The organism is Caenibius tardaugens NBRC 16725 (genome assembly GCF_003860345.1).
In the GTDB taxonomy this organism is placed as follows: domain Bacteria; phylum Pseudomonadota; class Alphaproteobacteria; order Sphingomonadales; family Sphingomonadaceae; genus Caenibius; species Caenibius tardaugens.
The window spans coordinates 142,852-155,983 of sequence record NZ_CP034179.1; the positions used below are offsets into that span (position 1 = coordinate 142,852).

A 13,132-nucleotide genomic window follows, 5' to 3' on the forward strand; every position below is an offset into this window, starting at 1 on the left:
GCTGCAACCGCCTTTGCCACCTGCCGCACCGGATCAGGCCATTTTTGGGGGCAGGGAAAATATCGAAAGCACCCGTTGGGCCAGATCGAGGTCGCCCGAAGCCTCGAGTTCCCCCTCCGCCACCACCGTTTTCAGCGGTTCCTTGCCATAAACCACGCGCAGGAAGGGGAACGGCCGGGGCATGCGGATCGAAAAATCGGGCGCCGGATCGCTATCCGCGGCCCGTGCAATCGTCAGTTCGCCATTGGCGAGCCGCGCGAAAAACCGATCCTCCCCCACGACGAAGAGAATCGCCGCCTCGACCTGCCGCGCCGCATCGCGGTCGATCATCGTCCGCAAGCTGAGCATCAGCGACACCGGCGAAAGCGGCAGGGTCGGATCATGGCCCGACGATCGCGCGGCCCAGCGCCCCAGTTCCTGTATCGCAGGTTCGGCGCGATAGCCCCATTCGGTCAGTTCATAGACTTGCGCGGCAACCGGCGGCGCCAGCTTGCGGCGCACCAGAACACCTGCGGCCTCCAGCCCTTCGAGACGCTCTGTCAGCACTTTGGCGCTAATCCCGGGCAGCCCGGCCCGAAGGTCGGAAAAACGACGCGCGCCAAGCATTAACTCCCTGACGATCAGAAGCGACCACCGCTCACCGATCAGTTCCAGTGCGAAAGCCGTACCGCAGGCGTCATCATACCATTTGCCATGATACCCTTTGTCATGACCGGCCGAACCCTGGCGCGACTCTTTAGTTTCTTTTTGTAACTTCATAGTTGCCTTTAGTAACTCACAAGCGCAGTGTCATGCAATACCGATTCGTTTCGGCAGGAGAAGATGCAATGCCCAGGATGATTTTCGTCAATCTGCCGGTGACCGATCTCGCGAGGGCGAAGGCGTTCTACACCGCGCTGGGCTTCGTCAACGAACCCCGCTTCACCGACGATACCGCCGCTGCGATGCAATGGTCGGACACGATCGTCGTCATGCTGCTGACGCACGACAAGTGGAAAAGCTTCACCACACGTCCGATTCCCGCCCCCGAAACGAGCGAAGTGATGCTCTGCGTAAGCTGCGACAGCCGCGAGGAAGTGAACCGTCTGGCCGACACCGCGGCCAACCATGGCGGGAAAGCCGATGTGAATCCGTCTCAGGATCATGGATTTATGATGAGCCGCACGTTCACCGATCCTGATGGTCATGTCTGGGAACCGATGTGGATGGACCCGGCCATGGCCAGTGGCGAAGGCCCGGCACCCGAAATCGCCCATTGAACCTGCCTGCACCAGAACCAGGCAAATCAGAGGAGAGAGAGACCATGACAGACACAACCCCCGCCGCCGGTATATCGCCCTATCTCGTATGCGACGGCGCCGCAGATGCGATCGCGTTCTACAAGAAGGCGTTCGATGCGGAGGAACTGATGCGTCTCGATGGACCGGACGGCAAGGTCATGCATGCCTCCGTAGCGATCAACGGCGCGACGGTGATGTTGACCGACGAACGCAAGGAATTCGGATCGCTCGGCCCCAATACTTTGGGTGGCACACCCGTTACCCTCCATCTCACCGTGCCCAATGCCGATGAAGCGATTGCCCGCGCAACCGCTGCCGGGGCCACGCTGGCCATGGCGCCCGAAGACATGTTCTGGGGCGACCGGTACGGGCAGGTGAAGGACCCGTTCGGGCATAGCTGGTCAATCTCGCACCCGCTCGGCAATCGTGAAATGACCGCGGACGAACTGCGCGAAGCCGCACGCGACGCGATGTGCGGGCAGACTTCCGCCACCCCCGCAAGCGCTTGAGGAAAGCCCGGACCATGCCTGTCAACGACCACGCCCCTGTGCAGATCACCGCCTACAACTGGGTCCCCGATTTCGCGCGCGGTTTCGTCCGCGATCTGCGCCCCCGCTGGGCCTGCGAGGAAATCGGCATCGATTACAGCGAACGGCTGTTCAACCCGGCCGCCCCGCGCCCCGATGCCTATTATGCCGAACAGCCCTGGGGCCAGGTCCCGGTCGTGCATGAAGATGGCCTCGAAATTTTCGAAAGCGGGGCGACCCTGATCCACTTCGGAGAAAAGGACGAACGGCTGCTGCCGCGCGATCCGCAGGCGCGGATGCGGGCGATCAGTTGGCTGTTCGCCGCACTGAACACCATCGAACCATCGATGATGGAACTGTCCACCGTCGACATCTTCGCCAAGGACGAGGAATGGGCGAAACTGCGCCGCCCCGGCCTGATCCGGTTTATCGCGCAACGGCTTGACCGGCTGTCCGATGCCCTGGGCGAAAGCACGTGGTTCGCCGGGGATTTCAGCATTGCCGATATCGCGATGACCACGGTCCTGCGGCAGGCCCAGCACACCGACCTGATATCCGCCCGGCCCCGGCTCGACGCCTATGTCGCGCGGGCCAGCGCCCGCCCGGCCTTTGCCCGCGCGATGGCCGCACAGCTTGCCGCACTCGGCGACACGCCCGAACCGGCGGTTGCCTGAGCGCGCAGGAGCGCCGGTCCAAAGCCCCCTCCCCCCCGCCCCGGACCGGCGCTCATACAATCGAAGGAGAGAGATGATGACCTATATCGAAGGTTTCGTGGCCGCCGTTCCCAAAGCGAACAAGGCGACCTTCATCGATCACGCCAATCGCGGCGACAGCGTGTTCATGGACAATGGCGCCAGCCGCGTTCTGGAATGCTGGCAGGAAGACGTGCCAGCCGGAAAACACACAGATTTCTTCGGCGCGGTCGATGCGAAAGACGATGAAGCGGTCGTCTTCAGCTGGATCGAATGGCCCGACAAGGCCGCCCGCGAAACCATGAACGGGCGCATGGAAGAGCTGATGAAAACCGACGACCGCTTCAATCCCGAAACCAATCCCATGCCGTTCGATGGCAAACGGATGATCTATGGCGGGTTCGCGCCCGTGGTGGAGGAAGGTGAAGCCATCGACAACGCCTATGTCCAGGGCTTCATCGTGCCGGTGCCCGCCACCAACAAGGCCGCCTATCGCAAGGCCGCGCTGGCGATGTGGGAAATCATGAAAGACTATGGCGCGCGCCGGGTCGTGGAAGCCTGGCAGGACGATGTGCCCGAAGGCACGCAGACCGACTTCTTCCGGTCGGTCAAGGCCAGCCCCGGCGAAGTGGTGGTGTTCTCGTTTGTCGAGTGGCCTTCGCGCGAAGTCTGCGACGCATCGCACGAGAAGATGATGCAGGACGAACGGATGAAAACTTTCATGGAACAGGCCCCCGATGCGGAACCGCCGTTCGATGGCAAGCGTATGGTCTAAGGCGGGTTCACCCCCGTCGTCCAATTGGGAGAATAACCATGTCCAATCCCACTGGCGATTTCATCTGGTACGAACTGATGACCACCGATCCCGACGGCGCCGCGGCATTCTATGGCCCGGTGGTCGGCTGGACGATTGGCAGGGCCGATCCCGCAGCGGGCGATCTGGATTACCGCATGATCGGGCGCAGCGACGGCGGCCATGCCGGTGGCGTTCTCGGACTGACGGACGCGATGTGCGAAGGCGGCGCCCACCCTTGCTGGCTGGGTTACATCCATGTCGCTGATGTCGATGCCGCCGCCAGCGCGATCACGGCCAAAGGCGGCAAGGTGATGATGCCCGCCACCGATATCGCAGTCGGCCGCATCGCGATGGTGACCGATCCGCAAGGCGCGCCCTTCTATCTGATGACCCCGATCCCGCCGCCGGGCATGGAAGATACCCGCAGCGACGTGTTTTCGGTCGATCAACCGCAACACATACGGTGGAATGAACTGTCCACCACCGATCCCGATGCGGCGGTCGCATTCTACACGTCGCAGTTCGGATGGGCGCAGGAAGGGCAGATGGATATGGGCGATATGGGCGCCTATCGCTTCATCCAGCATGACGGCGTTGGCCTTGGCGCAATCATGCCGAAAATGCCCGAAATGCCGGTCAGCCTGTGGAGCTATTACATCGGCGTGGACGATATCAACCGCGCGGCGGAAACCGTGGCGCAACTGGGCGGGCGGATACTGTTCGGACCAATGGAGATACCCGGCGGCGAATTCGCGCTGAACGGGGTGGACCCGCAAGGTGCGGCTTTTGGACTGGTCGGCCCGGGCAGGAAGTGATCGCGGGAAACACGCAGGAGACAGGCTTTGGCGCAATTCACCTTTTTCACCAATCCGATGTCGCGCGGGCAAATTGTCCGCTGGGCCTTGCATGAAGCCGGGGCCGATTACGATGCGATGCTTATCGACTGGCAGGACAAGCCTGCCGTGTTCCTCGAATGCAATCCGATGGGCAAAGTGCCGACGATCATCCATCACGCCCCCTTTGGCGACCGGGTGGTGACGGAGGCCGCAGCGATCTGCGCCTATCTGGCCGAAGTCCTGCCGCAGGCGGGCTTGCTGCCCGACGATGCCGAACGTGCGGATTATCTGCGCTGGCTGTTCTTCGCCGCCGGGCCGCTGGAACAGGCGATCCTGGCGAAACATCTGGGCTTCGATCCGCAGGAACCGCGCCAGCAGATGATGGCCGGGTTCGGCAGTTACGAACGCACGCTGGCCGCGCTGGAGGGGCATCTGGAACACAACACCTATGTCTGCGGCAACCGCTTCACCATGGCCGATGTCTATGTCGGCAGCCAGGTCGACTGGGGGCTCACTTTCGGCACACTCCCCGATCGCCCCGCCTTTGCAGCCTATGCCGAACGCTGCCGCAGTCGCGATGCCTACAAGGCGGGCAAGGCGATCGACAATGCCCTGATCGAAAGGATGCAGGCGTCATGACCGATGCGCTCGACAATCCCGTCATTATCTCGCTGTGGTACGACAAGGGCGCGGAAGACGCCGCCCGCTTTTATGCCGAGACATTCCCGAACAGCAGGCTGGATTCCGTCCATCGCGCTCCGGCGGACTTTCCCGATGGCAAGGCGGGCGATGTCCTGACTGCGGATTTCACCGTGCTGGGCATCCCCTGCGTCGGGATCAACGGCGGCACAGCCTTCAAACAGAGCGAGGCGTTCTCGTTTCAGGTGCTGACCGATACGCAGGAAGAAACCGACCGCTACTGGAACGCCATCGTCGGTAACGGCGGGGAAGAAAGCCAGTGTGGGTGGTGCCGCGATCGTTGGGGCCTGTCGTGGCAAATCACCCCCCGCATTCTGTTGCAGGCGATGACCGGCGCGGACAAGGCCGCTGCCAAGCGGGCGATGGAAGCGATGTTCGCCATGACAAAAATCGATATCGCCACAATCGAACGGGCAGTCGCAGGATAAGGCTGCGTCCCGTTACATCCACCGCATGTGCGGACTGGAGGATAGATGCCACGCAGGATCATTGGGGCCGCCTTTGTTTCGCTGGACGGGGTCATGCAGGCCCCCGGTGGGCCGACCGAAGATCCTTCGGGCGGGTTTGCCCATGGCGGCTGGCTGACTGCCGCTATGGACGAGGAACTGGGCGAAAACATCGATCGCGTGCTGGCCGAACCGTTCGCTCTGCTGCTGGGCCGGCGCACTTACGATATCTTTGCCGCCTATTGGCCGCTGGTGCCGGATGACAATCCCATCGCCGCCACCTTCCGCCGGATCGGCAAATATGTCCTGACCGGGTCAGACCAGCCGCTGGCATGGGAGGGCAGCCATCGTCTGGCCGATATCGATGCGCTGGCGACGCTGAAGGAAACCGATGGCCCGGATCTCGTCATTCAGGGCAGTTCGACGCTCTATCCCCAATTGCTGGCACGTGGGCTGATCGACCGGCTGGAACTGATGATCGCCCCCATCCTTCTGGGTGGCGGCAAGCGCCTGTTCGGCACCGGTACGCCAGCGGGCCTCTACAGGCTGGTGGCCCACAAGGTTACGCGAAACGGGATCGTCCTCGCCACCTATGAACCGGACGGCCCACTGGTGACCGGCTCTTTCGCGGACATCGAACCGGGCGAACTGGAACTGGCGCGGCGCAAGGCCATCGCAGAAGGAACGTGGTAATGCTCGAACTCTACGGCCATCCGTTTTCGTCCTACACCTGGAAGGCGCAGATCGCGCTGCACGCGCTGGACGCGGACTATACGTTCCGCATGGTCGATCCCGATCACACGGACAATGCCGCCTTCGTCCAGCAGGCCCACCCCGCAGGCAAATTCCCGGTCCTGCGCGATGGGGACACGACTGTGATCGAGGCGACCGCGATCATCGAATATCTGGCCGCAACGCGGGATAGCGGCGCCATGCTGATCCCGCGCGATCCGCGCGCCGCAGTAACGGTGCGCATGCTCGACCGCGTGTTCGACAATTACGTGATGGGCCACATGCAGCATTCGGTGAATGCCTATCTGGTCGATCCGGAAAACCCGAACAGGGATGCGCTCGACATCGCGCAGACGGGCCTTCGCCGGGTCTATCGCTGGCTGGAAGACTGGCTGGAACACCATCGCTTTCCGGCGCATGTCTCGCTGGTCAGCTGCGCAGCGGCCCCATCGCTGTTCTATGCCGACTGGGTGGAACGCATTCCCGAGAATTGCCCGCATCTCGCCCGTCTGCGTGCGGAATTGCTGGCCCTGCCGCCCGTCGCCCGCTGCGTCGATGCAGCCCGGCCCTATCGCCGGTTCTTCCCGCTGGGCGCGCCGGATCGCGATTAACACGAGGAGGCCGCCCATGCCCGTCCAGCTTAACCACACGATCGTATGGTGCCACGACAGGCATCGTTCGGCGGCCTTTCTGACCGAGATGCTCGGCCTGCCGCCTGCGACGCCGTTTCTGCATTTCATGGTCGTGCCGCTCGATAACGGGGTCTCGCTCGACTTCATGGAACAGCCGGGGGAAATTGCCGCCCAGCATTACGCCTTTCAGGTGAGCGAAGCGGAATTCGATGCCGGGATGGACCGCCTGACGCAACGCGGCCTGCCCTACTGGGCCGACCCGGCCCGCAGCCAGCCCCATGCGATCAATCACCACTGGGGCGGGCGCGGCGTCTATTTTGAAGACCCTGACGGGCACCTGCTCGAATTCATCACCAGACCTTATGGCTCGGAGGACAGCTTATGACCGACACCCATCACGAACTCTCCATCACCCGCTATATCGATGCGTCGCCCGCAAAGGTGTGGGATGTCATGGCCAACCGGCAGGAAGAATGGTGGTGCCCCCGCCCGTGGCGCGTGGAAGTGGATCGGCAGGATCGCCGCCCGGGCGGTGTCTGCCAGATGACGATGTATGGCCCGGATGGCGAAGTGGCGCCGCAGAACGGCATTTACCTCGCCTATGACGAAGGCCACCGGTTTGCCAGCACCGACGCTGTGACTGGCGATTGCGAACCGTCCGGTCCGTTCATGATCGGGATCTGGGAAATCACACCCGAAGGCAATGGCACCCGCTACACCGCCCGCGCGCGCCACTGGACGCAGGAAGCCCGCGACGAGCATGACAGGATGGATTTCACCGAAGGCTGGACCGCCTGCGCCGATCAGCTTGCCGAACTGTGCGAGGGGGGCTGACGCGTCCGACGCTATACCGCCGGAAACGCAGCGCCGGTCAGGCGAAGACGCGCGCCTTGCGCAAGAGTTGATAGGCTTCGACCACGCGCTGCAACCGGCTTTCATAGCTGCGATCCCCGCCGTTGCGATCGGGGTGATACTTGCGCACCAGTTCGGAATAGCGGCGGCGCAGGGTGTGCCGGTCGGTGTCACCGCCCAGCCCCATCGCGTTCAGTGCCTCACGTTCCTGCGGGGTGAAGCGGGCCCATTCGCTGTTTCCTGCCGCGCGGCGTTTCACACCCGCTGCCCGCGCACCGATCGCGTCGAGCGGATCGGCGAAATCGGCCCAGCGCGGCATACCGTCCACGCCTGCATCGGCGCGGAACGTCCGGCTTTCCGTCGCCCATCCGGCAACGGGCGATTGCGCGTGAAGGATTTCGTCCGCGCTCATCCCCTCGAACCAGTCGTATCCGGCGTTGAATTCGCGCACATGATCAAGGCAGAACCAGCGGTATTCGCCCGGCCCGTCAAACCCCGAAGGGCGCACGCCGGGCGCGCGAAATTCGCCTGCCTCCGCACACCGTGGAGCCTGGCATAAACGCCCTCTGCTTTCAAAACGCCCTTGGAACCTGTCTCGAGTCACGCCATCAGGATGGGGAGTGAGTCCCCATATGGGAACCCCCGCACAGCAAATTTTGGAGAATTTTCATGGCTGGCCCGCTGCAACAGGAAATGGAACGCCTGCTCACCACGACGTTCGCCCCGACCCGGCTGGATGTCAGCAATGACAGCGCCAGCCACCACGGCCACAGCGGCGATGACGGGAGCGGCGAATCCCACTTTTCCGTCACGATCGAAAGCGCCGCCTTCGCCGGAAAATCCCGGCTGGAACGCCAACGCATGGTCAATCGCGCACTGGGTGACATCCCCGGCGAACGGGTCCATGCTCTGGCGATCAAGGCGCTGGCCCCCGGAGAATGAAAGGGTGAATGACAGCATGACGATTATTCAGGAAGTGACCCCGGTCACGCATAATCTGGGCGATTTTCAGGTCCGCCGCGCCATCCCCGCGCGCGAACTGGCGATGGTCGGGCCGTTCATCTTCATTGACCAGTTCGGCCCGGCGCAGCTCGACATCGGCCGGGGCATGGATGTGCGCCCGCACCCGCATATCAATCTCGCCACGGTGACATGGTTGTTCGAAGGCGCGATCGAACACCGGGATTCGCTGGGCAGTTTCGCCACGATCCGCCCCGGGCAGGTCAATCTGATGACGGCGGGGCGCGGAATCGTCCATTCCGAACGCAGCCCGCAGGACGAACGCGCCAGCGGCCCCCGCCTCTATGGCATGCAGACATGGCTGGCCCTGCCCGATGGCCGGGAAGAAATCGACCCCGCATTCGAAGCGGTGACCGATCTGCCGCTGATCGAGGATCAGTGCGTGAAAGCGCGGGTCATCATGGGCGAATTGTGGGGCAAGCGCGCACCCACCACGACTTATGCCGAAACCATCAACGCCGAAATCGTGTTGGGCCCATCGGGCGCAATCCCGATCGAGGCCAACGCCGATGAACGGGCCGTGATGCTGGTCGGCGGCGAAGCCACGATCGATGGCCAGCCCCTGACGCTTTACACCCTCACCGTCCTGAAACCGGGCGAGGAAATGGTGCTGCGCTCCGACACCGGGGGGCTGGTATTCCTGATGGGCGGCGAAGCGTTCGCCACCCGCCGCCATGTGTGGTGGAACTTCGTCTCCAGTTCGCGCGAACGCATCCAGCAGGCCAAGGAAGACTGGCGCGAAGGCCGCTTCCCCGCCGTGCCGGGCGAACACGAATTCATCCCCCTGCCCGAACCGCACAAGGTCAAGACTGTCAGCTATCCCTGACAGGTACGCCGAACCATTCCACCCATGCCCCGTGGGCATGGGCGGTACCCAGCACGGTCCACGCCCCGTCACCCGGCCATGACCGCACGCGCAATTCGTGGCGGTAGGTTTCGCGGTTGGTTTCCAGTTGGACCCACGCCAGCGGCCGTTCCGCCGTGGCGGCAGCGCCCGCTGCGGCCATTGCGGTTTCGATCCGCGCCTGGGTTTGCTGCGGCAGATATTGCCAGACGATCGAGTGATAGAGCACCCGGGTCTCCCCGGTCTCCTGCGGCGTGGCAAGCCATGCCTCGACCCAGCTTGCCGCGTCGGCACGATCGAGCGCAGGCGGCCGTTCCTTCGCCAGCGCCACAGCGGCATCGATCCGTGCCATGCGCTGCACCGCATCGGCCCAGACGTAGCTTTTCAGAAGCAGCGCCGCGAAGGGATCGCGCAAGTCCAGCGGAGCGATATCGCATCCTGTGATGGCTGTGATCGCCACCCGTTCATCGGACGGCGGTGGCCCACGCCATTCGGGCACGATGGACATGACGGAATCCGCCTGCCCCGCTTTCACCCCGCCCAGATCGAAGGCAAAGCGATCCATCATGGTGTTGATCCCCGCGCTTGCCCCGATTTCGTGCAGCGCGAAACGGGGTCCCAACCGGGGCGCCAGCCACAACAGCCCGGCCATGATTCCGGCGGACCGCCCCGCCTCGTTCGTCTGGGGCGGCCCGTCGAACCACGACAGCAGTTGCGCATCGTGATCGTGCAGCACCGCCAGCAGGATCGCGTCGACATCGGCCTGCGCCGTCACTTCGCCGCGATAGACGCCACCCAGGCGCGGGTCCGCCCAGGTCAGGTGCAGATAATGGAACCCGCCCGCCAGCCGCAAAGGCATCGCATCATCGCGCCGGACATCGCGCCAGTCGCGCATATAGTCCCCGCACAGGGTGTCGCTGTCGAGGATCGCCCGTTGCGCGGCCACGACCCGGGCGGTGATCGGGGCATCGTTGCGCCAGCAATATTCCGCCTGCCAGTCGATCGCGTCGAGAACGTTTTCCAAACCCATCATGGCCTCCTCCGCCACCGATCGCCACCGATGCGAACGCGAAAATCATGTTCCCGGACCGCCACAGCCTGATCCAAAGCGGCCCGCAACGCAATCCGCGCTTCATTTTATGGCAATCTCGCACTAAGTGCGCGGTCATCATGACCAAGCCATTGACCTTCGCCGTGCCCAAAGGGCGTATTCTGGACGAAGCGCTGCCTGTGATGGCGCGCGCCGGTATCGTTCCCGCGGCCGAATTTCATGACAAGGCCAACCGCGCCCTCAGCTTCGCTACCGAAGGCAGCGATATGCGCATTATCCGGGTGCGGGCCTTCGATGTCGCCACGTTCGTCGCCCATGGTGCGGCGCAGATCGGCATTGTCGGTTCGGACGTGGTCGAGGAATTCAACTATCCCGATCTCTATGCGCCGGTCGATCTCGATATCGGCCACTGCCGCCTGTCGATCGCGGAGCCGGTTGCGGCGGCGGGCAACCCGCTGGGCCACACCAGCCACTTGCGCGTGGCGACCAAGTATCCCAATCTCACCCGGCGGTACTTCGAAAGCCAGGGCATCCAGGCCGAATGCGTCAAGCTGAACGGCGCGATGGAACTGGCCCCCAGCCTCGGCCTCGCCGGGCGGATTGTCGATCTTGTCTCCACCGGCAAGACGCTGAAAGAAAACGGGCTGGTCGAAACCGCAGAAATCCTGCGCATTTCCGCACGGCTTATCGTCAATCGTGCCGCGCTGAAAACCGATGAACGGCTGGGCGCGCTGGTCGATGCCTTCCGTGCCGCAGCCGGGGGTAATGCCTGATGCTGCGCCTTTCCACAGCCGACAAGGATTTCGAGGCCCGGTTCACCCGCATGGTTTCGGACCGGCGTGAAAGCGCCACCGACGTCGCCAAGACGGTGACCGATATCCTGCGCGAAATCCGCGCGCGCGGGGATGAGGCGCTGGCCGAATATACCGCCCGCTTCGACCGCTATACCCTGGCCAGCGATGCCGACTGGCGCATTGCCCCGGAAGACTGCCGCGCGGCCTACGATGCGCTGGACCCCGGATTGCGCGATGCGCTGGAACTGGCCGCCGCGCGCATCCGCGCCTATCACGTGGACCAGTTGCCGCGGGACCGCGATTTCACCGATGCCCAAGGCGTGCGGCTGGGCGCGAAATGGCGCGCGGTCGATGCAGCCGGGCTATACGTTCCCGGCGGACGGGCGGCCTATCCCTCGTCCCTGCTGATGAACGCGATCCCCGCGAAAGTGGCCGGGGTCGAGCGGCTGGTCGTCACCACGCCCACGCCCGACGGGCAAGTTAATCCGCTGGTTCTGGCCGCCGCGCATATTGCCGGTGTCGATGAAATCTGGCGTGTGGGCGGCGCGCAGGCGGTGGCGGCGCTGGCCTATGGCACCGCGCGCATCCGCCCGGTCGATGTGATCACCGGGCCGGGCCGCGATTACGTGGCCGAAGCCAAACGCCAGCTTTACGGCGTGGTCGGGATCGACATGGTCGCCGGGCCGAGCGAAATCCTCGTCATTGCCGATGGCAGGAACGACCCGGACTGGATCGCCGCCGACCTGCTCAGCCAGGCCGAACACGATCCCACTTCGCAATCGATCCTCATCACGGATGATGCCGGGTTCGCCAATCAGGTGGAAGACCGGGTCGACGTACAGTGCGCAATGCTGTCCACCAAAGTCGCCGCCCGCAAGAGCTGGGACGATTACGGCGCGATCATCACGGTCGGCGATCTGGCGGAAGCGCCGCGTCTGGCCAATGCCCTGGCCGCCGAACACGTGGAGATCGCAACCGACGATCCCGAGGCGCTGTTTGCCGATATCCGCCACGCGGGCAGTGTCTTCCTCGGCCGGTTCACGCCCGAGGCGGTCGGTGATTATGTCGCCGGGCCGAACCACGTCTTGCCGACCGGCCGCCGCGCGCGCTTTGCCAGCGGCCTTTCGGTTCTCGATTTCATGAAGCGCACCAGCTTCATCGCCCTTGATGAAAACGCCTTGCGGGCGATTGGCCCCGCTGCCGTGGCGCTGGCCGAAGCCGAAGGGCTTCCCGCGCACGCCCGCTCGGTACAGGAAAGATTGAAATGAACGCCCCCAATCCCAAGGCGCAGGCCCGCTCTGCCGCACGTCTCGCCGCCGTTCAGGCGCTGTACCAGTTGCATATGGAAAAGACGCCGCTGGCCCGCTTGCTCGACGAATTCCACCTGCATCGGCTGGGCGGTGATGTCGACGGCGAACAACTGGCCAAAGCCGAAGTTGCCTTCTTTGACGATATCGTGCGGGGATACGATGCCCGCCGCGATGAAATCGACCAAGTCGTGCAGGACAAGCTGGCACAAGGCTGGACACTTGCCCGGCTGGACAAGACCATGCTGCAGATCCTGCGCGCGGGTGCCTATGAACTGGTCGCCCGGCCCGATGTGCCGACCGCCAGCGCGATCACCGAATATGTCGATGTCGCCCACGCCTTCTTCGACGAACGCGAAGCGAAATTCGTCAACGGCGTGCTCGACGCCGTGGCCCGCGCCGTCCGCTGAACCACAGCGGGTGGCCGTTCACTCCGAACGCACAAGCCATTTTCCTACGCGCCCCTGATTTGGCATAGGGGGGGCATGCTGCACGCCCCTGCCCTGTCTGTCATCCCCCACGCCCGCCCCGTACGCCCCGTACGCCCCGCCTGCGGAAGGCGGGATCGCGCCCGCATGCCGTTGCGGCGCGGGATCGGTGCCGCCCAAATGCGGCGCCCCGCTT

General features: G+C 63.9%; 19 protein-coding genes. 16 read left to right on the forward strand and 3 right to left on the reverse strand.

Features of this window, described 5'->3' with window-relative positions; genetic code table 11:
- Positions 1-33: 33 nt before the first annotated feature.
- On the reverse strand, positions 34-759 hold the full coding sequence (locus EGO55_RS00735) for a winged helix-turn-helix transcriptional regulator (RefSeq protein WP_021689066.1): 726 nt from the start codon (positions 757-759) through the stop codon (positions 34-36).
- 68 nt (positions 760-827) lie between these two features.
- Here EGO55_RS00735 and EGO55_RS00740 point away from each other — a divergent pair, with 68 nt between their 5' ends.
- From EGO55_RS00740 to EGO55_RS00790, 11 genes are all read left to right on the forward strand, one after another.
- Positions 828-1,259: a VOC family protein gene (locus EGO55_RS00740; protein ID WP_021689067.1), complete on the forward strand. Its 432-nt coding sequence runs from the start codon at positions 828-830 to the stop codon at positions 1,257-1,259.
- Positions 1,260-1,303: 44 nt separating this feature from the next.
- A complete protein-coding gene (locus EGO55_RS00745; protein WP_021689068.1) occupies positions 1,304-1,789 on the forward strand; it encodes a VOC family protein in 486 nt (161 codons plus the stop codon).
- Between the two features lie 14 nt (positions 1,790-1,803).
- The gene (locus EGO55_RS00750) at positions 1,804-2,481 is read left to right on the forward strand and encodes a glutathione S-transferase family protein (protein WP_021689069.1); all 678 of its coding nucleotides are present in this window, start codon (positions 1,804-1,806) and stop codon (positions 2,479-2,481) included.
- A 76-nt stretch (positions 2,482-2,557) separates the two neighbouring features.
- Positions 2,558-3,274: a DUF1428 domain-containing protein gene (locus EGO55_RS21665; RefSeq protein ID WP_021689070.1), complete on the forward strand. Its 717-nt coding sequence runs from the start codon at positions 2,558-2,560 to the stop codon at positions 3,272-3,274.
- A 38-nt stretch (positions 3,275-3,312) separates the two neighbouring features.
- Entirely contained in the window at positions 3,313-4,110 is a 798-nt protein-coding gene (locus EGO55_RS00760; RefSeq protein ID WP_021689071.1) for a VOC family protein, read from the forward strand.
- 27 nt (positions 4,111-4,137) lie between these two features.
- Positions 4,138-4,770 (forward strand): glutathione S-transferase family protein, encoded by a 633-nt coding sequence (locus EGO55_RS00765; RefSeq protein ID WP_021689072.1) that lies wholly within the window; start codon positions 4,138-4,140, stop codon positions 4,768-4,770.
- Positions 4,767-5,258 carry a VOC family protein gene (locus EGO55_RS00770; RefSeq protein WP_021689073.1) on the forward strand — a complete coding sequence of 164 codons (492 nt, stop codon included), beginning with the start codon at positions 4,767-4,769 and terminating at the stop codon, positions 5,256-5,258. The genes EGO55_RS00765 and EGO55_RS00770 overlap by 4 nt, the downstream gene beginning before the upstream one ends.
- A gap of 45 nt (positions 5,259-5,303) precedes the next feature.
- The gene (locus EGO55_RS00775) at positions 5,304-5,969 is read left to right on the forward strand and encodes a dihydrofolate reductase family protein (RefSeq protein ID WP_021689074.1); all 666 of its coding nucleotides are present in this window, start codon (positions 5,304-5,306) and stop codon (positions 5,967-5,969) included.
- Positions 5,969-6,619, forward strand: a complete 651-nt coding sequence (locus EGO55_RS00780) for a glutathione S-transferase family protein (RefSeq protein ID WP_021689075.1) — start codon at positions 5,969-5,971, stop codon at positions 6,617-6,619. The genes EGO55_RS00775 and EGO55_RS00780 overlap by 1 nt, the downstream gene beginning before the upstream one ends.
- Positions 6,620-6,635: 16 nt before the next feature.
- A complete protein-coding gene (locus EGO55_RS00785; protein WP_021689076.1) occupies positions 6,636-7,025 on the forward strand; it encodes a VOC family protein in 390 nt (129 codons plus the stop codon).
- The gene (locus EGO55_RS00790; RefSeq protein ID WP_021689077.1) at positions 7,022-7,474 is read left to right on the forward strand and encodes an SRPBCC domain-containing protein; all 453 of its coding nucleotides are present in this window, start codon (positions 7,022-7,024) and stop codon (positions 7,472-7,474) included. Before EGO55_RS00785 ends, EGO55_RS00790 begins: the two co-directional genes overlap by 4 nt.
- Before the next feature lie 37 nt (positions 7,475-7,511).
- Here EGO55_RS00790 and EGO55_RS00795 read toward each other — a convergent pair whose 3' ends face one another.
- Positions 7,512-8,096 (reverse strand): J domain-containing protein, encoded by a 585-nt coding sequence (locus EGO55_RS00795; protein WP_040715010.1) that lies wholly within the window; start codon positions 8,094-8,096, stop codon positions 7,512-7,514.
- 65 nt (positions 8,097-8,161) lie between these two features.
- Between EGO55_RS00795 and EGO55_RS00800 the strand changes: the two genes are divergently transcribed.
- Positions 8,162-8,434, forward strand: coding sequence for a BolA family protein (locus EGO55_RS00800; RefSeq protein WP_021689079.1), 273 nt, complete (start codon positions 8,162-8,164; stop codon positions 8,432-8,434).
- Positions 8,435-8,450: 16 nt separating this feature from the next.
- Positions 8,451-9,338: a pirin family protein gene (locus EGO55_RS00805; RefSeq protein WP_021689080.1), complete on the forward strand. Its 888-nt coding sequence runs from the start codon at positions 8,451-8,453 to the stop codon at positions 9,336-9,338.
- On the opposite strand, the gene EGO55_RS00810 is transcribed toward EGO55_RS00805, so the two are convergent.
- Positions 9,325-10,386, reverse strand: a complete 1,062-nt coding sequence (locus EGO55_RS00810) for a DUF2332 domain-containing protein (protein ID WP_021689081.1) — start codon at positions 10,384-10,386, stop codon at positions 9,325-9,327. The genes EGO55_RS00805 and EGO55_RS00810 overlap by 14 nt on opposite strands.
- Before the next feature lie 140 nt (positions 10,387-10,526).
- Between EGO55_RS00810 and hisG the strand changes: the two genes are divergently transcribed.
- The 3 genes from hisG to nusB are packed head-to-tail and all read left to right on the forward strand — an operon-like array spanning position 10,527 to position 12,918.
- On the forward strand, positions 10,527-11,180 hold the full coding sequence (gene hisG / locus EGO55_RS00815; RefSeq protein ID WP_021689082.1) for an ATP phosphoribosyltransferase: 654 nt from the start codon (positions 10,527-10,529) through the stop codon (positions 11,178-11,180).
- Positions 11,180-12,469, forward strand: coding sequence for a histidinol dehydrogenase (gene hisD / locus EGO55_RS00820; RefSeq protein ID WP_021689083.1), 1,290 nt, complete (start codon positions 11,180-11,182; stop codon positions 12,467-12,469). The genes hisG and hisD overlap by 1 nt, the downstream gene beginning before the upstream one ends.
- Positions 12,466-12,918 carry a transcription antitermination factor NusB gene (gene nusB / locus EGO55_RS00825; protein ID WP_021689084.1) on the forward strand — a complete coding sequence of 151 codons (453 nt, stop codon included), beginning with the start codon at positions 12,466-12,468 and terminating at the stop codon, positions 12,916-12,918. The genes hisD and nusB overlap by 4 nt, the downstream gene beginning before the upstream one ends.
- Positions 12,919-13,132 lie beyond the last annotated feature (214 nt).

What these genes read in the sequence shown, in the direction of transcription:
- EGO55_RS00740 (WP_021689067.1), top strand. Translation starts at nt 828, where the DNA reads ATGCCCAGGATGATTTTCGTCAATCTGCCGGTGACCGATCTCGCGAGG.
- EGO55_RS00805 (WP_021689080.1), top strand. Translation starts at nt 8,451, where the DNA reads ATGACGATTATTCAGGAAGTGACCCCGGTCACGCATAATCTGGGCGAT.
- EGO55_RS00760 (WP_021689071.1), top strand. Translation starts at nt 3,313, where the DNA reads ATGTCCAATCCCACTGGCGATTTCATCTGGTACGAACTGATGACCACC.
- EGO55_RS00790 (WP_021689077.1), top strand. Translation starts at nt 7,022, where the DNA reads ATGACCGACACCCATCACGAACTCTCCATCACCCGCTATATCGATGCG.
- EGO55_RS00780 (WP_021689075.1), top strand. Translation starts at nt 5,969, where the DNA reads ATGCTCGAACTCTACGGCCATCCGTTTTCGTCCTACACCTGGAAGGCG.
- EGO55_RS00785 (WP_021689076.1), top strand. Translation starts at nt 6,636, where the DNA reads ATGCCCGTCCAGCTTAACCACACGATCGTATGGTGCCACGACAGGCAT.
- EGO55_RS00800 (WP_021689079.1), top strand. Translation starts at nt 8,162, where the DNA reads ATGGCTGGCCCGCTGCAACAGGAAATGGAACGCCTGCTCACCACGACG.
- EGO55_RS00750 (WP_021689069.1), top strand. Translation starts at nt 1,804, where the DNA reads ATGCCTGTCAACGACCACGCCCCTGTGCAGATCACCGCCTACAACTGG.
- EGO55_RS00810 (WP_021689081.1), bottom strand. Translation starts at nt 10,386, where the DNA reads ATGGGTTTGGAAAACGTTCTCGACGCGATCGACTGGCAGGCGGAATAT.
- EGO55_RS00735 (WP_021689066.1), bottom strand. Translation starts at nt 759, where the DNA reads ATGAAGTTACAAAAAGAAACTAAAGAGTCGCGCCAGGGTTCGGCCGGT.
- hisD (WP_021689083.1), top strand. Translation starts at nt 11,180, where the DNA reads ATGCTGCGCCTTTCCACAGCCGACAAGGATTTCGAGGCCCGGTTCACC.
- EGO55_RS00775 (WP_021689074.1), top strand. Translation starts at nt 5,304, where the DNA reads ATGCCACGCAGGATCATTGGGGCCGCCTTTGTTTCGCTGGACGGGGTC.
- hisG (WP_021689082.1), top strand. Translation starts at nt 10,527, where the DNA reads ATGACCAAGCCATTGACCTTCGCCGTGCCCAAAGGGCGTATTCTGGAC.
- nusB (WP_021689084.1), top strand. Translation starts at nt 12,466, where the DNA reads ATGAACGCCCCCAATCCCAAGGCGCAGGCCCGCTCTGCCGCACGTCTC.
- EGO55_RS21665 (WP_021689070.1), top strand. Translation starts at nt 2,558, where the DNA reads ATGACCTATATCGAAGGTTTCGTGGCCGCCGTTCCCAAAGCGAACAAG.
- EGO55_RS00745 (WP_021689068.1), top strand. Translation starts at nt 1,304, where the DNA reads ATGACAGACACAACCCCCGCCGCCGGTATATCGCCCTATCTCGTATGC.
- EGO55_RS00770 (WP_021689073.1), top strand. Translation starts at nt 4,767, where the DNA reads ATGACCGATGCGCTCGACAATCCCGTCATTATCTCGCTGTGGTACGAC.